The following is a 21645-nucleotide window of genomic DNA, read 5'->3' on the forward strand; positions in this document are numbered from 1 at the left end:
AAAAAACAATGAAAAGAAATAATATTATAAAAAGCATCTTATTTGCCAGTACAATTGTACTAGGGGTAAGTTGTACTAATCTAGATGAAGAAGTATTAGATGGTGTAGTTATTAATAATACTGCAGGAGGTACAGTAAATACTGCATCTTTATTAACTAATGCATACAATGGATTAAGAGGTTTTCAAGATCAGGACAAAATGTTCGCCTTAGACGAAATGTCAAGTGATGCATTAGTTGGGCCTACTCGAGGTGGTGACTGGGATGATAATGCAAAATGGAGACAATTGCATACACATACATGGGCACCTGATAATAATGAGATTAGAGGAGCATGGAATTCTTTGTTATCAAACGTTTACAATTGTAATTTGGTTGTAGAAAACGGTACAGCTACTGAGGTAGTTCAAGCTCGTTTTTTAAGAGCATTTTATTATTATAATGTTGTTGATTTGTACGGTCAAGCTCCTTATAGAGAAGCTGGTAGTGCATTAACTGATGACCCTAAAGTTTGGACTAGACAAGAAGCAACTGCTTTTATAATAAGTGAATTAGAAGCGATAGTTGGAAGTTTGCCTGCTCGTGTAGCTGGTGATGCAAGTATTGCGAACAAAGATGCAGCACACTTTTTGTTAGCTAAAATATATTTAAACAAAGGGGTTTTCAATGCAGCTGATGCAGCTGGACCTTATGTTTTTGATGCAGCTGATATGACTAAAGTAGTATCTCATGTTGATGCAATAAGCAGCTCTTTGGCAGCTGACTATTGGGATAACTTTAAACCAGACAACAATACATCTCCAGAGATTTTGTTCTCCTCTAAAAATTTAAGAGGTGGTGCTGGTGGAGGTATTCAATCAAGATGGAGAATGGGAATGCATTACAATCAAACTCCTGATGGATGGAATGGTTTTGCTACAGTAGCTGAATACTACAATAAATTTAATCCTAATGACAGACGTATTAAAAATGCAGATCCAGCGATCATTGCAGCTTTTGGTAACAATGTTGGATTTCAAATTGGTCAAATGTACAAACCAGGTGGTGTAACTCCATTGCAAGATAGAAATGGTCATCCATTAGTATATACTGCTGCATTAACTTTGATTACTGGTGGAGCTACTTTAGAAACTGCAGGTATTAGAAGTCAGAAATATATTCCGGATGCCACTAATTTAGGTACTCCAGAAAATGACTACGAATTGATGCGTTATTCTGATGCTTTATTAATGAAAGCTGAAGCTGTATTAAGAGGTGGAGCAGGAACTGTTGGAACTATTATGACTGATATTGCTGCTAGATCAGGTCAAGCTGCTTCTCCAGCAACTTTGGATGGAATATATCTTGAAAGAGGTAAAGAATTATGGTATGAAGGATGGAGAAGAAATGATATGATTCGTTTTGGTAAATTCCTTGCTGCAAGAGAATTGAAACCTTATGTATCTGATAATAGATATGCTTTGTATCCAATACCAGCTGACGCTTTGTTTAATGCAAATTTAAAACAAAACCCTGGTTACTAAGAGTTGTTTACAATTAATTATGTTTTGAGTTAGTTATAAAGAGGGTATTTTTAATACCCTCTTTTATTTTTTATATTAACTAGTTTTTTTTGTTTTTTTTTTGAAACTATCACAGTAGTTTTTCAGGTATTAAAATTGCTAATAATCATTAGATTATAAGAAAAATTAAACCTTTTTTTAGTTTTAAAAACAACGATTTATTTCCAGTATTAATTTTTTTATATAATGAATTATATATAAATTGGTCAATTATAATTACCTAATCAAATAGTTTTTAAATATGTTTAATCGTATTGTTTTATTTCTACTTTTAATTTTAATTTTCTCCAATTGTTCTAAAGAAAATTCAACAAATGAGAATGCCCTATTCTCTAAATTAGATTCTTCAAATACCGGAATTAATTTTGTAAACGAAGTTAAGAATGGTGCTGATATGAATATATTTAAATATCGAAATTTTTATAATGGTGGTGGTGTAGCTATAGGGGATGTCAATAATGATGGACTTTCAGATGTGTTTTTTACATCAAATCTAGGGGCTAACAAACTGTATTTGAATAAAGGTAATTTCAAATTTGAAGATATTTCTAAGAAAGCAGGAGTCGAAGGAAATAAGTCATGGTCAACAGGTGTTATAATGGTTGATATTAATGGTGATGGATTGCTAGATATTTATGTTTGTAGTGCTGGGAATAACATTAACTCAATAAGAAAAAGCCAACTTTTTATTAATAACGGTAACTTGACTTTTACTGATAAAGCAGAACAATACAATCTTGCGGACACTGGCATTACAACTCATGCTGCTTTTTTTGATTACGATAAAGATGGTGATTTAGATTGTTATATTTTAAATAACAGTTTTATTCCCGTGAGTAGTCTTAACTATTCCAATAAACGAGAACTCCGTGATAAAGATTGGGATGTAGCCGATATTCTTAAAGGGGGAGGAGATAAATTATTGAGAAATGATAATGGAAAATTTACTGACGTTAGTAAAGAAGCCGGAATATATGGAAGTCTTATAGGTTTTGGTTTAGGTGTTACCGTAGGTGATGTAAATGGAGATTTATATCCAGACATTTATATTTCAAATGATTTCTATGAAAGAGATTATTTATATATCAATAATAAAAATGGAACTTTTACGGAGCAAATTCAAGGATGGGCATCTCATATAAGTCAGTCTTCTATGGGTGCTGATATGGCTGATATAAATAATGATGGTAAAGCTGATATATTCGTTACAGATATGTTACCAGAACACGATGAACGTCTGAAGACTACGACAAATTTTGAAAACTATGATTTGTATCTTAGAAAAATAAATTTAGATTTTTTTAATCAATATATGCAAAATACTTTGCAGCTTAATAATGGAAACAATCAATTTCTTGAAATCGCAAATTATGCTGGTGTTTCCAAAACGGATTGGAGTTGGGGCGCTTTAATGTTTGATATGGATAATGATGGTTACAAAGACATATATGTTTGTAACGGAATTTATCATGATTTAACTAATCAGGATTTTGTTGATTTTTTCGCAAATGAATTCATGCAAAAAATGATTGTTACTGGTAAAAAAGAACAAATTGAGACCGTTATCAATAAAATGCCAAGTACACCAATACCTAATTATGCATTTAAAAACAATAAAAATCTAACATTTACTAATGAAGCCCAAAACTGGGGACTTGATACACCAAGTTTTTCAAATGGAGCGGCCTATGGGGATTTAGACAATGATGGCGATCTGGATTTGATTGTCAATAATGTCAATATGGAAGCTTTTGTTTATAAAAATAATTCCGAAAAAAATAAAGAAAATCATTTTGTAAAGATCAAATTGAAAGGTGACAACCAAAATAGATTTGGAGTAGGAAGTGTAGTTCAATTATTTTCAGGGAAAGAGATTTTAAGACAAGAGTTAATTCCTTCTAGAGGTTTTCAATCTTCAATTGATTATGTTATGACTTTTGGAATTGGTACTAAAAAATTGGATTCTTTGCAGGTAATTTGGCCAAACGGTAAATTTCAAACTATTAAAAAAATAAAAAACAATTGTACGCTCAATTTGAATATTGCAGACGCAAAATCAAGTTTTGTTCCAAAAAAAGATAAATCTAAATCATTATTATCTGAAAAGAAAAGTCAATTCTTGGCAAACAAAGAAAATGATTATATCGATTTTGATTATGAAGGTTTGATTTCAAAAGAACTCTCGCAGGAAGGGCCTTCACTTGCGGTTGCAGATATTAATGGAGATGGAAATGAGGATGTTTTTATTGGAGGAGCCAAAGGGCAAGGCGGAAAAATCTATTTAAATAATGGAAACGATAATTATACAATTACTAGTCAAAAGGATTTAGACAGCGATGCCCTTTATGAGGATACTGCCGCTAGTTTTTTTGATGCAGACGGTGATGGCAATCAGGATTTATTAGTTGGTTCCGGTGGTAACGAAAAATCAGATCAAGCAAATTACAAAAACAGATTGTATTTGAATAATGGAAAAGGAATTTTCACAAAAAGCAAATCTAATATTCCAACAACCAATAATAATGTATCGGTAATAGCTTCAAACGATTTCGATAATGATGGTGATATTGATGTTTTTATTGGCAGTAGGAGTGTCCCTGGTGTTTATGGAATTGATCCAAAACAATTATTACTAGAAAATGATGGTAAAGGGAATTTTACTAATGTTACTGATAAAAAAGCATTCAAATTGAATGAAGTAGGAATGATTACAGATGCAGTTTGGGAAGATATAGACAATGATGGTAAAAAAGATTTAATAATAGTAGGAGATTGGATGGCACCGCGAATATTCAAAAATACTGGAAGAAGATTAGCAGATTATAAATCAAATCTATCAGAATATAAAGGTTTTTGGAATGCAATCAGTTGTGTAGATTTGAATAAGGATGGTAAGAAAGACTTGGTTCTTGGGAATAAAGGAACTAATATGTCTTATAAAGCATCAAGTACTAATCCAATGCGATTGTTTATAAATGATTTTGATAATAATGGGACTATCGAGCAAATTGCAACTCGTTCTATCGATAATAAAGATATACCAATTCATTTAAAACAGGAATTAGCGAAACAAATACCCTCAATAAAAAAGAAGAATTTAAGTTATGCGGACTATTCCAAGAAATCATTTCAGGAATTATTTGCTCAAGATGTAGTTGATAATTCTATTCAAAAAACAGTTACGATTCAAGAGAGTGTAATTGCTATTAATAAAGGAAATGGAAAATTTGATGTGAAAGTATTACCGAAAGAAGTTCAATTTTCGTGTGTAAATACGATTTGTGTGGTAGATGTGAATAAAGATGGAATATTAGATTTGGTTTTGGGTGGGAATCAATATGAATTTAAACCCCAATTTTCAAGATTAGATGCAAATTATGGCAGTGTGCTTTTAGGTTCAAGAAATGGTACTTTTTCATGGTTACCTTACGATAAATCAGGATTCTTTATCAAAGGCGAAGTAAAGCATGTTAAAACAATAAAAAATAAGAATAACACTATTTCAATAATAGCTGTTGTAAATGATAATGCTCCTAAAATATTTAAAAGCAATGAATAATTTTTTTAGAATAGGACTGGCTTCATTGCTAATTGTTAGTTGTTCCAAAAAACAAGATCAGTTATTTGAAAAGTTATCTCCAGAAAAAAGTAACATTACATTCAATAATAAGCTCGATCCTTCAAAAAACATCTCTATTTTAGATTATCTCTATTATTATAATGGTGGGGGTGTAGCTCTTGGAGATATTAATAATGATGGTTTGGTTGATGTGTATTTTACTTCTAATCAAGGTAAAAATAAATTGTATCTGAACAAAGGCAATAATAAATTTGAAGATATTACTGCAAAAGCCGGAGTTGAAGGACAAAGTGATTGGAATGCGGGTACAGTCATGGCAGATGTTAATGGAGATGGCTATTTAGATATTTATGTTTGTGCAGTTGTTGGAATCAATGGCTTTGAAGGGCACAATGAACTGTTCATCAATAACAAGAATAATACATTTACTGAAAGTGCTGCTGAATATGGATTAGATTTAGATAATTACAGTTCATCGGCTGCGTTTTTTGATTATGATAATGATGGAGACTTAGATATGTATTTATTAAATCATGCTGTTCATTCTGAATTATCATTTGGAAATGCTGAAATTAGAAATAAGAGAAGTTACGAATGCGGTGATAAATTATTTAGAAACGATAATAACAAATTTGTTGATGTAAGCGAGCAAGCAGGGATTTTTGGGGGTGCTAATGGTTATGGTTTAGGATTAGCAGTTTCTGATTTCAATTTAGATGGTTATCCTGATATTTATGTTTGCAATGATTTTCATGAAGATGATTATTATTACATAAATAATGGGGATGGTACTTTTACCGAAAGTTTAAAGAAACATTTTGGTCATACCAGTAGATTTTCGATGGGTGTAGATGTTGCGGATATTAATCACGATGGTTTTCCTGATATAATGACCTTGGACATGCTTCCTGAGGATGAAAAAGTTTTGAAATCCTCATTAGGGGATGATAATGTACAGATGCTGAAAATGAGAACCGAGAAGCTAGGCTATCATTATCAGTATACCAGAAATATGTTGCAATTGAATCAAGCAGGAGAACATTTTACAGAAACTGCTTTATTAAGTGGTGTAGCAGCTACTGATTGGAGCTGGAGCACTTTATTTGCTGATTATGATGAGGATGGTGAGCAAGATATATTTGTATGTAATGGAATTCCAAAACGTCCAAATGATTTAGATTATGTAAAGTATTTTTCAAATGATCAGATTAAAAATAAAATTAGTGCCACTAAATTGTTGGATAAAGAAGCTTTAAAGAAGATGCCAAAAGGGAATGTGACTAATTATGTTTTCCAAGGTTCAAAAGATTTAATGTTTAAAAATAAATCTAACGATTGGATTGAAAATGACTCTATAATTTCAAATGGAAGTGGTTATGCAGATATTGATAATGATGGCGATTTAGATGTTATTACTAATAATTTAAATAGTGTTGCATCAGTGTATATAAATCAAACCAATAAAAATTCTAATTATTTAAAATTGAAATTGCAGTTTGGCGGAAAAAATACTTTCGGCATAGGTACCAAAGTAATTTCGTATTCTAAAGGCAAAAAACAATTCAAGGAACTGCAAACTACAAGAGGATTTCAATCATCTTCTGAGCCTATGATTCATTTTGGATATGGTAAAACAAAAACTATAGATTCGTTAGTAGTTGTTTGGCCAGACAAAACGTACCAAACAATTAAGAATGTTAAAACTTGCCAAACATTAACGATAAAACCGAATAGTAATAGAAAGGTTTTTGATTATAATAAATTACATCCTGCAGTTATTCCTGTTTTCAAAAAGGTAGTGACTAATTTAGGAATTGACTTCACGCATCAAGAAAATGATTATATCGATTTTGTTTTTCAGAAATTAATTCCTTATCAACGTTCAGATCGTGGTCCGGCAACAGCAATAGGTGATTTAAATGGTGATGGTAAAGATGATATTTTCTTTGGTGGAGCCAAAAATAAAAAAGCAGCCATTTATCTTCAGAACACAAAAGGATTTGCTAAAAAGGCTTATAATGAAATTGAAAATGATTCTGTTTTTGAAGATGCTTCAGCTGTAATAGGTGATTTTAACAATGATAAAATTAACGATTTATTTGTAGCTTCAGGTGGAGGAGAAAATGCGTCTAATTTGCAAGACCGATTATACTTAGCTAATAAAGGACAGTTAGTAAAAACGATTTTACCAAATTTAGCTCAGAACGCATCAGTTGTAAAAATGTTCGATTATGATAAAGATGGTGATTTAGATGTTTTTATTGCTAATAATTCGGTGAACAATAGATTTGGGAGTATGCCGGATTGTTATTTATTGAACAATAATAAAGGCATTTTTACTATTGTAGAAAGTAAAACTTTTTCAAAAATTGGAATGGTTACAGATGTTCTTTTTGATGATTTTAATAAAGATGGTAAAGTTGATATTATTGCAATAGGAGAATGGATGAAACCAACTTTTTTTGCAAATACGAACGGAAAATTCAAAGATGTAACTGAAACTGTTTTTCCTGAAAAAAGCAATGGATTATGGCAATCTATTATCCCTTTTGATATTGATAATGATGGTGATCTGGATTATTTAGTTGGAAATTGGGGAATGAATTCAAAGTTTAAAGCTTCTCAAGAGTTTCCTATGAAAATGTATTATGACGATTTTGATGGGAATGGTTCTTTTGAAACTATTGTGGCTAAAGAAAAAAATGGAAAATATTACACCACAATGGGACTAGATGAATTAGCGGAACAGTTTAGTGGAATGCTTAAAAAGAAATTCAACAGCTATAAATCATTTGCTGGAAAACCAGTAGAAGAAATTTTTGATCCAAAAATGCTTGAAAAAGCAAAATTATATGAAGTGCATAATTTAAAATCGGGTTATTTAAGAAATGACAAAGGAAAATTTACATTTGTTGCTTTTTCGAATAAAATGCAAGTGGCACCAATTACCTGTTTTGTAAAATCAAACTTTGATTCGGATAAAAAAGAAGAAGTTTTTGCAGCAGGAAACTATTTTGGGGTATCACCTTATCACAGTCGATTTGATGGGTTTTCAGGAGCTTTAATAAAAAATGAAAAAACAATCTATTTAGGAAATCAAATAGGTATCGATTTAACTCAGAAGGCAGTTAAGCATTTGGATATTATCAATTTCAATGGCAAGAAATATTTATTGATTACCATCAATAATAACAAAGCAGAGGTTTATAAAATGCCAATGCTTAAAAACTAATTCAAAAATTACTACAAACAAAATAATTAAACCAAATAAAATGAAATCTAAAATTTATCTTTTAGGACTTATAACGCTCTTTTTTATTTCTTGTAAAAAAGAAGATTCAATTAAGGTTACAACGAATGATTACTGCGCTGCAGTGGATACAGTAACGGGAATTATGGTTCATGATATCTTTTCACCACCGGTTGCGAGTAGAATTTACGTTTATCCTAATATTGCAGCCTATGAGATTATGGCTCAAAATAGTACTAAATACGAAAGTCTACAGGGACAATTAAAAGGATTAGATTCTATCCCTAAACTAGATCCGAAAAGTGGAGTCAATAAAAATTTAGCGGCACTTATTGCCCATATCGAGGTTAGTAAACAATTAATTTTTTCTGAAGAAGCGTTAGGAAAATATAGAGACAGTTTATACCAAAAATGGGAAAATGAGAATGCTAAGGAATTTCTGGTTTCTAAAGAATATGGTTTAAAAGTAGCAGATCGAATTAAAAAATGGATGGGAAAAGATAATTATAAGCAGACCCGAACTTTTTCTAAATTTTCTGTTTATGCTAATCAGCCAGGAAGATGGCAGCCTACTCCACCTGCTTATATGGACGCGGTTGAGCCACATTGGGGTGAAATAAGAACTTTAGTTATGGATTCAGCTTCTCAATTTAAACCAATTGCACCATATCCTTTTTCTACAGATAAAAATTCTGCTTTTTACAAAGATGCAAAGGAAACCTATGATGTAGGAAATATGATTTCCGAAAAATTAATCGCAATGGAGAAAAATAAAAGTACTGTAATTCCGGAAGAATCTGATATTGCTACTTTTTGGGATTGTAATCCGTATGCTACGGTAACTCAAGGGCACATGATGTTTGCCAAGAAAAAAAATTCACCGGATGCGCATTGGATGAATATAACTAAAATTGCGTTGAAAAAAAATAAATCTGATTTTGAAACTGCTGTTTTTGCTTATACTAAAACGTCAATCGGAGTTTTTGAAAGTATTATTAGTTGTTGGAATGAAAAGTTTAGAAGTAATGTAATTAGACCAGAGACCTATATTAATCAAAATATTGATGAAAACTGGAGACCGCAATTGCAAACTCCTCCTTTTCCTGAATATACTAGCGGGCATTCAGTGATTTCTTCTTGTTCGTCGCTGATTTTGACATCTATTTTTGGAGATAATTTTAGTTACATTGATGATTCTGAAGTTCCTTTTGGCTTGCCAAAAAGACCTTTTAAGTCATTCAAGCAAGCGGCAGCAGAGGCTGCAATCAGTAGATTGTATGGAGGTATCCATTACAGAGCCGCAATTGAAAATGGTGTTGTTCAGGGGGATAACATTGGAAATTATTTGAATAAAAAATTAAAGATGCTTAAAAAATAATGATAGTCAGAAAAAAAATTATATTAGGATTTAGTGCTTTTTTTTTAGTCTTTTTAACTTGGTATTTATTTATTAAAAAAAGTGATTATAGTATTTCATTTAAAGTTAATACTGCTACAGGAACTATTTTTCAGGGTATTCAGGAATGGTCTGCAACTCAGTTAGTAAATCAAAAAGAAAATTATAGCATTCTGGAAAATAGAAATTTTGATTTCATTAAACAAGAAATGAAAAAAGGGAATGTCCATATGGAATATATTTGGGAAATGAACTCCATTGATGATTCAATAACTGCAGTAACTGTAGGCATAAAAGATTTAAATAATAGTTTATTCAATAGACTTACGGCTCCTTTTTATGGTACTAGTTTCAAGGTTGAACAAATTAAAAAAATAACCGATTTTAGAAACGGTTTAAAAAATCATATAGGTAATTTTAAAGTCAAAATTGATGGTGAAGGATCTTCTAAAGAGATTTTTGTGGCGTATATTAATCTAAAAAGTGTTTTACAGGAGAAAGCGCAAACCATGATTGCAAATGATGCCGTTATAACAGGGTTTTTGCAACAGAATAATATTAAAATCATTGGTAAACCATATGTAGAAATCGAAAATTGGAATCTTGATAAAGAAACTCTCGATTTTAATTATTGTTTTCCAATTGATAAAAATACTAAAGCAATCCAAGATAAAGAGGTGAAATTCAAAACTATTCCTGCTCTTAAAGGTTTGACGGCAACTTATTATGGGAATTTTAGGACTTCTGATAGAGCATGGTTTGCATTATTGGATTATGCTAAAAATCATAATTCTAAATTAGAAAATAAACCATTAGAAAATTTTCTGGCAAATCCTTTCAATGGTGGTGACGAATTGGAATGGGAAACAAAAATAATTATTCCATTTGCTAAAAAATAAAGGTTAAAAATTTAGATTATTTTAACATTTCGAAAACGTTTTCGGTTATTCCGAAAACGTTTTTGTTTTAATAATGTATTGAATTGGGAATTTTAAAATTAAATTTAAAAAAAATTAACAAACCAATACATTAACCAAAAAATGGGAATTAAAATAAAATTAAGTTTTTGGCAGATAATCAATATGAATGTCGGTTTTTTTGGCATACAATATAGCTTCGGATTACAGCAAAGTGCCGTAAATCCTATTTATGATTTTTTACATGCAAGCCCAGATCAAATCCCGTTATTAAATCTTGCAGGTCCATTAACGGGTTTGTTGATACAACCTATAATTGGGGCAATGAGTGATAAAACTTGGCATCCAAGATGGGGAAGGCGAAAACCTTACTTTTTTATTGGTGCAATAGTTTGTAGTATTGCTTTATTTTTATTCCCATTTAGTAGTTCATTATGGATGGCTGCAGGTTTGCTTTGGATTCTAGATGTTGGAAATAATACCGCTATGGAACCTTATCGTGCTTTTATTGCGGATACATTGAGCGAAGACCAGCAACCTATGGGTTTTCAAGCGCAAAGTTTTTTTACTGGTTTCGGGCAGTTTTTGGCTTATATCTCTCTTTTTCTATTTCCAATAATTTTCGTCGGTTATACGGGATCATTGCCTACTTGGATTTATGCCTCTTTTTTTTTAGGAGCAGTACTTTCTGTAACTTCCATTTGCTGGAGTATAACTAAGACTAAAGAAATTCCACCAACTGAAGCCGAATTAGCAATTTTAAAAGCGGAGCCATTAAATGTTTTTTCTCCTTTTATAGATATTTATAGGGCGGTTTTAGAAATGCCAACGGTTATGTGGCAACTGTTTTTGGTCTATTTGTTTCAATGGTATGCCATGATGTGTTATTGGCAAAACAATTCAAAAAGTATTGCTTTGTCCGTTTGGAATGTAACGCCAAAGAATACAGTAGGATATGAAAAAGCAGTGGAATGGAATGGATTGATTGGTGCATTTGGGTTTATAGTTACTTTTTCAATAGCCTTCTATTTGGCCAAATTAGCCAAAAAGCATGGTGCTAAGATGATTCATTTCGTCTGTCTGTTATTAGGAGCAGTTTCTCTTTTATGTTTTCCAATGGTACAAAATCAGTATGTATTTTTTGCTGTGGTTATTGGCTACGGCATTGCTTGGGCAAGTATGATGGGAATTCCTTACTTGATGGTTGTTGCTGTTATTTCAAAAGAAAGATATGGTGTCTACATGGGTATTATTAATATGATGATTGTGATCCCAATGATTATTCAAAACCTGTCATTTGGTTATATTTTAAAAAATTTCTTACATAATGACCCTCGATTAGCGATAAGTTTTGCGGGAGTATTGTTAGTGATTGCTGCTCTCTGTACATTATTAATTAAAATAAAAAAGACAAAATTAAGTGAATAATACAATAAATAATAATATGGATGTAATAGATATCCTTTGTGTTGGTGAAGTTCTTGTAGATTTTATTGGACATCAAGAAGGAGTGCTTATTAATGAAACTAGAGATTATCATAGGTATTTAGGAGGTTCGCCTACTAATGTTGCTATGAATTCAACACGATTAGGTTTGAATACTATCATGGTTGCAACAGTAGGGAACGACGGTTTTGGTTCCTATATTACGGAACGATTAACGAGTGTTGGAGTAAATACAAACCACCTTAACGTCTTAGATGATAAATCGACTAGTGTGATTTTTGTTTCAAGGTCCGAGGGTACACCAGATTTCATACCGTATCGTTCAGCAGATTGTTGTATTTATGAAGAGCAAATTTCTAGGGAAATACTATCCAATACCAAGATATTTCATACTACTTGTTTCGCATTAAGTAAAAATCCTGCACAGAAAACTATCTTAAAGAAAGCACAAGAAGCACACGATTTAGGATGTAAGCTAAGTATCGATGTTAACTATGCAAGAAAGTTATGGAAAAGTCAAAAGAAGGCTTTTAAAGTAATCAAAACCTATTGCCAGTTTAATCCATTAATAAAAATTAGTGAAGATGATATGCTCCGTCTTTTTGAGAAGGAACTACCTCATGAAGAGATATTTGATTTTTTTCACCATCAAGGAGTAGATACTGTTTGCTTAACTTTAGGTAGCAAAGGGGTGAAATTATCTCAAAAAGGGAAAGAAGTAATACAAATGCCAGCGATAAAAATTGACAAAGTTATGGACTCAACTGGAGCAGGTGATGCTTTTTGGTCCGGATTTTTATTTGCTTATATAAAGGAAAAATCAATTAATGAATGTTTGGATATCGCTTTAAAATTAGCAGCTTTAAAACTACAAAATGTAGGGCGATTACCGGATAACATCAATATCCTTTCTAAACTTTTATAAAATACGATGCAACAAAATAATAAAAAGATCAGTAATGGTGTAATGCTGAATGTTTATCCAGATAGTATTGGAAAAAAATTTAATGACACCATAGCCATGCTTAAAATGGCAGAGTTTAAAGATGTATTTTCTTTAATATACGTGTTGCCTACCTTTTTCAATAGTGACTTAGATAGAGGTTTTTCTATTATTGATTATGATATAAATAAAGATTTAGTAGACATAAAAGATTTAAAGGACTTGAATGAGCTCCAGATAAAGTTGAAATTTGATATTGTGTTAAATCATCTTTCTGTCGCTTCTCCTCAGTTTAAAGACATGCTACAACACGGTAATAAATCTAAATTTAAAGATTTTTTTATCAATTGGAATGAGTTTTGGGAGGGAAACGGGGTAAAAAATGAAGATGGAATTGTAATTCCAAAACCAGAGTTTCTCAATAAATTGTTCATGAGAAAGTCGGGTTTGCCTATATTGAAAGTGCGTTTTCCGGATGGTACAGAACAGCCTTATTGGAATACTTTTTATCAGCAAATAACCTACAATCCAATTGCTGTATCAGATTTGCAAAATGTAAAAGGATTAACTGAAGAGCAAAGTCTATTTATTGTTGCCGTAATTAATACTGCAATTAATGATAATCAAGATTTCACGACCATTGATTTTGAAGATTGTACTCCTTTGAAATCAGAAATTTTACAAATTGTAGAACAAAAGCGTTCCTATTTAGGACAAATGGATGTTAATGCTGCATCGCCTTTAGTCTGGGATTTTTATGAGGAGACACTAAAGAAATTAAATGGTTATGGTTGTAATATCCTTCGATTAGATGCTTTTGCCTATTTGCATAAACAAGTAGGGGAATCCAATTTTTTTAATAAACCGGGGACTTGGGAATATTTAGAGCGTATTAAGGAAATAGCACAACAAAATAATTTGATGCTATTGCCAGAAATTCATGCAGAATATGGTTTGCATTTACATGATGAGGTAGCCAATGAAGGATATTATATCTATGACTTTTTCTTACCTGGTTTAACGATACATACTATCGAAAATAAAACTAGTAAAGCCTTGTTAAGTTGGGCTAAGGAAATTATTGCTAAAGGATATAAAACAGTAAATATGCTTGGTTGCCATGATGGAATACCTGTTCTAGATTTGAAAGGTAAGGAGGTAAATGGTGTTTATAATAAAGGATTGTTAGAAGATGCCGAGATAGAAAGTATCATGAATAAAATCATGGAACGTGGCGGTCGGGTAAAGAATCTTTACGATCCTTCAGGGAATAAAATTTCTTATTATCAAATAAATGCTACATTTTTTAGTGCACTAGGTGAAGACGAACAAAAGTTACTTCTTGCAAGAGTGATTCAAATGTTTATGCCAGGAATACCGCAGGTTTGGTATTTAGATATTTTTGCAGGTAAAAACAATTATGAAGCTGCAGATAATGGAGGTAGTGCCGGACATAAAGAAATTAACCGTACCTCGTTGGCAATGAAGGATATCGCGCAAGGGTTGAAAACGGAAGTTGTAAATAAACAACTGGAAATTATGCACTTAAGAAATACTTCAAATGCTTTTTCAGGTCATGTAGAAATAAATGATGCCGTAGATGCTATTATAGATGTCAAATGGGTAAATGGCACCACAGTTGCGCACCTAAAGGCAAACCTTGAAACCAATGGTTTTACAATTGATCATACGGTAAATGGTATGACAAGCACTATGAGTTTCTAAATTTTATACTGTAATCGAAAAATTAGGCATGTTAAAATATTAAAATAAAGATAGTGACTCCTGAAGGGATTTAAAATCTTAATTATCCAAATGATTAAAAAAATAAAAAATGAAAAAAAACGCTGTCAAAATTGCGATGTATCTCAATTATTTTGTGTTTGCAATATTATTAAATAGTGTTGGGATTGTTATACTAAAATCGCAAGCAAATTATGGAGTAGATGAATTGCAAGCCAGTATTCTCGAAGCATTCAAAGATCTGCCTATTGCTATAGTTTCTTTTTTGATAGCGTCATTTTTGCCAAGAATAGGGTACAAAAGAGCCATGCTCATTGGATTAGCATTGGTTTCTGTAGCCTGTATAAATATGTATTTTGGAAATTCGTTTGACACCGCAAAAATACTTTTTGCAACTGTTGGAGTTTCCTTTGCTTTGATAAAAGTTTCCGTTTATTCCCTAATTGGGACAGTTACAGAAAATCAGAAAGAGCATAATAGCTTGATGAGTAGTATTGAAGGTGTTTTTATGATAGGAATTGCCTTGGCTTACTTTTTATTTCCTGCTTTTAATTCGGATACAAATCCTGATTCATGGTTAAATGTGTATTGGCTGTTGGCCGGAATTTCATTAATATCATTTGGATTTTTGTTTTTCACCAAATTTGAAAATCAAACGGAAATTCCTGGAGTTAATCTGGTCGATGACTTCGCACAAATGTTCAAATTATTTGCTCAGCTTCTAACAATCGTTTTTGTAATTAGTGCTTTTTTGTTTGTAATGATAGAGCAAGGGATAATGTCTTGGTTGCCTACATTCAATAGTAAAGTGCTGCATTTGCCACAAAACATTAGTATTATGATGGCGAGTATATTAGCAATTACTTTAGCCGCTGGACGACTTTTAGCGGGTGTGATTACAAAAAAAATAAATTGGATTTGGGTACTCAGTTTTTGTATCGTGATGGCTATGCTGATTGTTGTTTTTCTACTTCCAAGAACAGTTGGGTTAGAGGTGAAAGAAATTAATTCACTTAGCGATATTCCATTAATAGGATTTGCATTTCCATTAGTTGGACTATTTATTGCACCGATTTATCCACTTTTAAATTCAGTTGTTTTAAGTGCTTTGCCAAAAAAACTGCACAGTTCAATGACAGGTTTAATCGTTGTTTTCTCAGCTCTTGGAGGTACTATTGGATCTAGAATTATTGGTTATTTGTTCAAAAATGAAGGTCCTGAAAATGCATTTTTCTATACTTTAATTCCAATGTCATTACTGCTTGTTTCATTTTTTATATTAAAAAAACTTACTTCTAAAATATGAATTTCTTAATTAACATAGACAAGGTATTCCATGAATTACTACTTCAGGAAGATACCGATAAAGATAAAAAAATCACTAAAGATGATAATGGACCTAAAAAGTTTGCTTTAGTTGATGAAAACACCAAACAAGAAATTGTTATTGAGGGAACGTATCATTTGTCAAATTTACTTCAGGAATTAGCTTTATTAAAAGAAAATAAAGTGGATAAAGGAGAGATAGATTTGAGCCGTATTCAAGAGAATCCTGTAGAACGGATTTCGAGGAAAATTAGAGAAGACTATTGGAATGAATTGACCAGAACTATTGATAGAAAAGGTTTAGATCAAATTCTTCAGGATGAAAAAACGACGAATGAAGTTCCTACACTTTATGTTTCGGCGAAGGACAAGCAAGGTGTTGCCTATTTTCAGGAATTGGAAAAAGAACTTCAGAATTTTAAAGTAGGTATTTTGCCCGAAAATTTCTCGATGGAATATGTAGATACATTGAATAAAAAACCGGGTATTTTGGCTTTGGCTTTAGAGCAAAAAATATACAGTTTACAAGGAGTGCCTTTCGTAGTTCCCGGAGGAAGATTCAATGAAATGTATGGATGGGATAGTTATTTTATTGGTGTTGGTTTGATTATAGACAATCAACTGGAAAAAGCAATGTCAATTGCCGAAAACTTTAAATACCAAATCATACATTACGGTAAGATTCTAAATGCGAATAGAAGTTATTACTTAACGAGAACACAACCACCATTGTATTCTTCATTATTAATCGAAATTGTAAAAAAGAAAGTGCCTAGTTTAGAATGGTTGAGAAGTCATTTAGAAATAGTTATTTTGGAATATAATACGGTTTGGATGGTTCAAGGAAACCGATTGACACCAACAGGTTTAAATCGATACAAAGCTGATGGGGTAGGGATGCCATTTGAAGTAGAGCCTGGGCATTTTGATGATGTTCTAGAGCCGTATGCTAAAAAATACAATTTGCCAATTCGAGAGTTTGAAAAACAATATTTAAACCGAACTCTTGTTGATGCTGAGCTTGACGTCTATTTTGTTCATGATCGTAGCTTGAGAGAAAGCGGTCACGATACTACCGATAGACTTATAAATACATGTGCCAATTTAAACTCGGTAGACATCAATAGTTTTCTTTATAAATACGAAAAGGACATTGCGTATTTGATAAAGGAGTATTTTAACGATAATTTCCAAGTTGGAGATGTAACGTATTCTTCCGAAGAATGGGAGCAAAAAGCACTTTTCAGAAAAGAGAAAATGAACGAATTGTGTTGGAATGAAGAATTAAGCATGTATTTTGATTATGATTTTGTAAATAAAAGACAGTTTCCATTTGAAGCAGCAACTACATTTTTTCCTTTATGGGCTGGGTTGTGTAATGAACACCAAGCTAAAAAATTAGTAGAAACAGCTTTACCGCAATTTATAAAAACTGGAGGAATTACAGGAAGTACAAAAGCGAGTAGTGATAGTTTTTCAAAAGATGCGCCACAACGACAATGGGATTACCCATTTGGCTGGGCGCCACATCAAATGTTATTGTGGGAGGGTTTAATTAACTATAAGTTTTTCAATAAGGCTCAAGAAATGGTGTACAGATGGTTGTGGTTAATCACTAAAAATGCGGTTGAATATAACGGAACCATTCCTGAAAAATTTGATTTAGAAATCAGTTCACATAAGGTTTTTGCTGAATATGGTAATGTAGGAACCGAATTTGATTATATCGCCAAGGAAGGATTTGGTTGGGTAAATGCATCGTATCAATACGGGTTGCAAATATTGAGTGACAATTTAAAACAAGAGCTAAATAAGCTGACTTCGCCCGATGAATTATTTTAATGTGAAATAAATAAATAAATTGAGCATTTGAATGCTATTTTTTTTAACTTTATAATAAATTAAACTTATCTATTATGACTGTTAATCAAATATTAAGCACAAAAGGAAAGGAAGTTTATTCCATACTTTCCACTAACACTGTATACGAAGCATTGACAGTGATGAGCGAAAAAAACATTGGAGCGATTCTTATCATCGAAGATGGAGTTTTGAAAGGTGTTTTATCTGAAAGAGATTACGCCAGAAAAATTGTTTTGAAAGCTAAATCTTCAAAGAAAGCGTTGGTTCATGAAATTATGGAGGCTGCTGTAGTTACAGTAAAACCTTCCGATAATTTAGATTATTGTATGGAATTAATGAGTACTAAAAGAGTGAGACATTTGCCTGTTTTAGAAAACGATACTGTCATAGGAATTATATCCATAAGTGATGTTGTGAAAGCAATAATCGAAATCCAAAAAGATACAATTCAACATTTAAACTCTTATATTACACAATAGAAGTAAATAGTCCAATTCATATAATAGCTGCGAATTTTTGCAGCTATTTTTATTTGTATCTGCTGGTACTAGTCTGTTTTTTTATAAAAGAATAGGATAAAAGCTGACTTTTTAAACCAAGTCTTCTATCTTTGTATGATAGAATAAAATCTCAAAAAAATGAACAAAGACAGCAAAAGAAGAGAAGCATTATTATACCACGCAAAGCCAACTCCTGGTAAAATTCAGGTAGTTCCCACTAAGAAATACGCAACACAAAGAGATTTATCTTTGGCCTATTCCCCTGGTGTAGCCGAGCCATGTTTAGAGATTGCAAAAGATGTTAATAATGTTTATAAATATACAGCTAAAGGAAATTTAGTAGCAGTAATTACCAATGGTACAGCAGTATTAGGGCTTGGGGATATTGGTCCTGAAGCATCTAAGCCAGTAATGGAAGGAAAAGGATTATTATTTAAAATTTTTGCTGATATTGATGTATTTGACATTGAAATTGGAACAAAGGATATTGAGGAATTTATCCAGACCGTTAAAAATATAGCACCAACTTTTGGTGGAATTAATTTGGAAGATATTAAGGCTCCGGAGTCTTTTGAAATAGAAAGAAGATTGGTTGAAGAGCTGGATATTCCTGTAATGCATGATGATCAACACGGAACGGCTATTATATCATCGGCCGCTTTATTGAATGCATTAGAACTGGCTAATAAAAAATCGGAAGATGTAAAAATGGTGGTTTCCGGAGCAGGTTCTGCTGCTCTTGCTTGTGCCGATTTATATGTTTTATTAGGAGTAAAAGTTGAAAATATATTGATGTTTAACAGTAAAGGGGTTTTGACGAAAGACAATCCTTCTCTTTCTGTTTTGCAACAAAAATATGCCAGAGATATAAAACCAATGAGTCTTGAGGAAGCATTAGTTGGTGCAGATATCTTTTTAGGTTTGTCAACAGGTGGAATTATGTCTCCACAAATGTTGATGGGAATGGCAGAAAATCCAATCGTTTTTGCAATGGCAAATCCAGATCCTGAAATTGATTATAATCTGGCTGTTGCAACTAGAAAAGATGTTATCATGGCTACGGGACGTTCTGATTTTCCTAATCAGGTGAATAATGTTCTTGGATTTCCTTATATTTTTAGAGGTGCGCTTGATGTTCGTGCAACCAAGATAAACGAAGCCATGAAAATGGCAGCTGTAAAAGCGCTAGCTTTATTGACAAAAGAATCGGTTCCTGAACAAGTAAATGTTGCTTATGGAGCTACAAAATTAAATTTTGGTAGAGAATATATCATCCCAAAACCATTTGATCCAAGATTAATAACTATTGTCGCGCCTGCTGTTGCAAAGGCTGCGATGGATTCAGGAGTAGCGTTAAATCCTATTACTGATTGGAAAAAGTATGAAGAAGAACTTTTAGATCGTTTAGGGAATGACAATAAAATGGTTCGATTGATTACCAATAGAGCCAAAATGGATCCAAAAAGAATCGTTTTTGCGGAAGCAGATCATTTAGATGTGCTTAAAGCTGCTCAAATTGTATTAGAAGAAGGGATTGGTTTTCCAATTTTATTGGGGAACAAAGAAATTATTTTAGAATTAAAAGAAGAGCTAGGTTTTGATGCTGATGTTCAAATTATAGATCCAAAAATAAAAGAAGAAGAGTCTAGAAGAAATAAGTTTGCCAAAACCTATTGGTCATCTAGACAAAGACGTGGAATATCTTTATTGGATGCTCAGAAATTAATGCGTGAAAGAAACTATTTTGCCGCCATGATGGTCAATGAAGGTGAAGCAGATGCACTTGTTACAGGACATTCGAGAAGTTACCCATCTGTTGTAAAACCAATGTTACAACTTATTGAAAAAGCTCATGGTGCTTCTCTTGTTGCCACTACAAATATGATGATGACTAGTCGTGGTCCTATGTTTTTATCGGATACGGCTATAAACATAAATCCTTCTGCAGATGATTTGGCAAAAATTGCTATAATGACTGCAAAAACGGCCAGAATGTTTGGAGTGGAGCCAGTAATTGCAATGATATCGTATTCTAATTTTGGTTCTTCAACAAATGAAAGTGCTACAAAAGTGAGAGAGGCGGTGGCTTATTTGCATAAAAACCATCCTGATATGGTTATTGATGGAGAAATTCAAGCTGATTTTGCGTTGAATCCAGAAATGTTAAAAGAAAAATTTCCGTTTTCAAAACTTGCAGGTAAAAAAGTAAATACTTTAATTTTTCCTAATTTGGAATCCGCTAATATTACCTATAAACTTTTGAAAGAATTAAATAAAGTTGATTCAATAGGACCGATCATGTTGGGAATGGGAAAACCAGTTCACATATTTCAATTAGGAGCAAGTGTAGAAGAGATGGTCAATATGGCAGCTATTGCTGTGATTGATGCTCAAGAAAAAGAGAAGAAAAAAATAAATGTAGGGTAATGCTTCTTTGATGAAAAGAACATTTAAATAGATGAATTTAGTTAAATTATGTGCTAATTTTATTATATTTGGAGACATATATTATAAAAAATGATTGCACATATACAGGGAAAATTGGTAGAAAAGACACCAACACAAGTAGTTATTGATTGTGGAGGTGTTGGGTATCATGTAAATATATCCTTACATACCTACTCTTTGCTCCCCAATGCGGACTTTATAAAATTGTATACGCATCTTCAAATAAAAGAAGATGCGCATACTTTATTTGGTTTTGTAGAAAAATCAGAAAGAGAAATTTTTAAATTATTATTATCTGTTTCAGGTATTGGTGCAAGCATTGCTAGAACGATGTTGTCATCATTAGACCCAAAACAAATTACAAATGCAATTGCATCAAGTGATGTAGTTACCATTCAATCTATAAAAGGAATTGGTAGTAAAACGGCACAAAGAGTAATACTTGATTTAAAAGAAAAAGTATTGAAATTGTATGATTTAGACGAAGTTTCTATGTCGCAAAGCAATACAAATCGAGATGAAGCGTTATCTGCTTTGGAGGTATTAGGTTTTGTTCGAAAAACTTCAGAACGAATCGTAGAAAAAATTGTAAAAGAGGATCCAGAGGCTTCTGTTGAATCGATTATTAAGAAAGCTTTAAAAAACTTATAAAAGGTACTCAAAACACGGAT

The 21645-nt window shown here is 32.2% G+C and carries 13 protein-coding genes; all 13 read left to right on the plus strand.

Features of this window, described 5'->3' with window-relative positions; genetic code table 11:
- Window positions 1-8 precede the first annotated feature (8 nt).
- The 13 genes from OA85_RS06870 (at window position 9) to ruvA (ending at window position 21625) form a co-directional block, all read left to right on the plus strand.
- On the plus strand, window positions 9-1523 hold the full coding sequence (locus tag OA85_RS06870) for a RagB/SusD family nutrient uptake outer membrane protein (protein ID WP_039108768.1): 1515 nt from the start codon (window positions 9-11) through the stop codon (window positions 1521-1523).
- 280 nt (window positions 1524-1803) lie between these two features.
- Window positions 1804-5121, plus strand: a complete 3318-nt coding sequence (locus OA85_RS06875; RefSeq protein WP_039108770.1) for a VCBS repeat-containing protein — start codon at window positions 1804-1806, stop codon at window positions 5119-5121.
- Window positions 5114-8374 (plus strand): VCBS repeat-containing protein, encoded by a 3261-nt coding sequence (locus tag OA85_RS06880; RefSeq protein WP_039109426.1) that lies wholly within the window; start codon window positions 5114-5116, stop codon window positions 8372-8374. The genes OA85_RS06875 and OA85_RS06880 overlap by 8 nt, the downstream gene beginning before the upstream one ends.
- A gap of 40 nt (window positions 8375-8414) precedes the next feature.
- On the plus strand, window positions 8415-9770 hold the full coding sequence (locus tag OA85_RS06885) for a vanadium-dependent haloperoxidase (RefSeq protein WP_039108772.1): 1356 nt from the start codon (window positions 8415-8417) through the stop codon (window positions 9768-9770).
- Entirely contained in the window at window positions 9770-10687 is a 918-nt protein-coding gene (locus OA85_RS06890; RefSeq protein ID WP_039108773.1) for a hypothetical protein, read from the plus strand. Before OA85_RS06885 ends, OA85_RS06890 begins: the two co-directional genes overlap by 1 nt.
- A 141-nt stretch (window positions 10688-10828) precedes the next feature.
- A complete protein-coding gene (locus OA85_RS06895; protein ID WP_039108775.1) occupies window positions 10829-12133 on the plus strand; it encodes an MFS transporter in 1305 nt (434 codons plus the stop codon).
- 16 nt (window positions 12134-12149) lie between these two features.
- Entirely contained in the window at window positions 12150-13076 is a 927-nt protein-coding gene (locus OA85_RS06900) for a carbohydrate kinase family protein (RefSeq protein WP_039109427.1), read from the plus strand.
- 6 nt (window positions 13077-13082) lie between these two features.
- Window positions 13083-14819, plus strand: coding sequence for a glycosidase (locus OA85_RS06905; protein ID WP_039108776.1), 1737 nt, complete (start codon window positions 13083-13085; stop codon window positions 14817-14819).
- Between the two features lie 109 nt (window positions 14820-14928).
- Window positions 14929-16143, plus strand: coding sequence for a sugar MFS transporter (locus tag OA85_RS06910; protein ID WP_039108778.1), 1215 nt, complete (start codon window positions 14929-14931; stop codon window positions 16141-16143).
- Window positions 16140-18005, plus strand: a complete 1866-nt coding sequence (locus tag OA85_RS06915) for a trehalase family glycosidase (protein ID WP_039108780.1) — start codon at window positions 16140-16142, stop codon at window positions 18003-18005. The genes OA85_RS06910 and OA85_RS06915 overlap by 4 nt, the downstream gene beginning before the upstream one ends.
- 74 nt (window positions 18006-18079) lie before the next feature.
- Window positions 18080-18505, plus strand: a complete 426-nt coding sequence (locus OA85_RS06920; protein WP_039108782.1) for a CBS domain-containing protein — start codon at window positions 18080-18082, stop codon at window positions 18503-18505.
- 159 nt (window positions 18506-18664) lie between these two features.
- The gene (locus OA85_RS06925) at window positions 18665-20953 is read left to right on the plus strand and encodes an NADP-dependent malic enzyme (protein ID WP_039108783.1); all 2289 of its coding nucleotides are present in this window, start codon (window positions 18665-18667) and stop codon (window positions 20951-20953) included.
- Between the two features lie 90 nt (window positions 20954-21043).
- Window positions 21044-21625 carry a Holliday junction branch migration protein RuvA gene (gene ruvA / locus OA85_RS06930; RefSeq protein ID WP_039108785.1) on the plus strand — a complete coding sequence of 194 codons (582 nt, stop codon included), beginning with the start codon at window positions 21044-21046 and terminating at the stop codon, window positions 21623-21625.
- Window positions 21626-21645: the final 20 nt, after the last annotated feature.

This window comes from Flavobacterium sp. AED, assembly GCF_000812945.1.
Lineage (GTDB): Bacteria > Bacteroidota > Bacteroidia > Flavobacteriales > Flavobacteriaceae > Flavobacterium.

What these genes read in the sequence shown, in the direction of transcription:
- OA85_RS06870 (WP_039108768.1), top strand. Translation starts at nt 9, where the DNA reads ATGAAAAGAAATAATATTATAAAAAGCATCTTATTTGCCAGTACAATT.
- OA85_RS06875 (WP_039108770.1), top strand. Translation starts at nt 1,804, where the DNA reads ATGTTTAATCGTATTGTTTTATTTCTACTTTTAATTTTAATTTTCTCC.
- OA85_RS06880 (WP_039109426.1), top strand. Translation starts at nt 5,114, where the DNA reads ATGAATAATTTTTTTAGAATAGGACTGGCTTCATTGCTAATTGTTAGT.
- OA85_RS06885 (WP_039108772.1), top strand. Translation starts at nt 8,415, where the DNA reads ATGAAATCTAAAATTTATCTTTTAGGACTTATAACGCTCTTTTTTATT.
- OA85_RS06890 (WP_039108773.1), top strand. Translation starts at nt 9,770, where the DNA reads ATGATAGTCAGAAAAAAAATTATATTAGGATTTAGTGCTTTTTTTTTA.
- OA85_RS06895 (WP_039108775.1), top strand. Translation starts at nt 10,829, where the DNA reads ATGGGAATTAAAATAAAATTAAGTTTTTGGCAGATAATCAATATGAAT.
- OA85_RS06900 (WP_039109427.1), top strand. Translation starts at nt 12,150, where the DNA reads ATGGATGTAATAGATATCCTTTGTGTTGGTGAAGTTCTTGTAGATTTT.
- OA85_RS06905 (WP_039108776.1), top strand. Translation starts at nt 13,083, where the DNA reads ATGCAACAAAATAATAAAAAGATCAGTAATGGTGTAATGCTGAATGTT.
- OA85_RS06910 (WP_039108778.1), top strand. Translation starts at nt 14,929, where the DNA reads ATGAAAAAAAACGCTGTCAAAATTGCGATGTATCTCAATTATTTTGTG.
- OA85_RS06915 (WP_039108780.1), top strand. Translation starts at nt 16,140, where the DNA reads ATGAATTTCTTAATTAACATAGACAAGGTATTCCATGAATTACTACTT.
- OA85_RS06920 (WP_039108782.1), top strand. Translation starts at nt 18,080, where the DNA reads ATGACTGTTAATCAAATATTAAGCACAAAAGGAAAGGAAGTTTATTCC.
- OA85_RS06925 (WP_039108783.1), top strand. Translation starts at nt 18,665, where the DNA reads ATGAACAAAGACAGCAAAAGAAGAGAAGCATTATTATACCACGCAAAG.
- ruvA (WP_039108785.1), top strand. Translation starts at nt 21,044, where the DNA reads ATGATTGCACATATACAGGGAAAATTGGTAGAAAAGACACCAACACAA.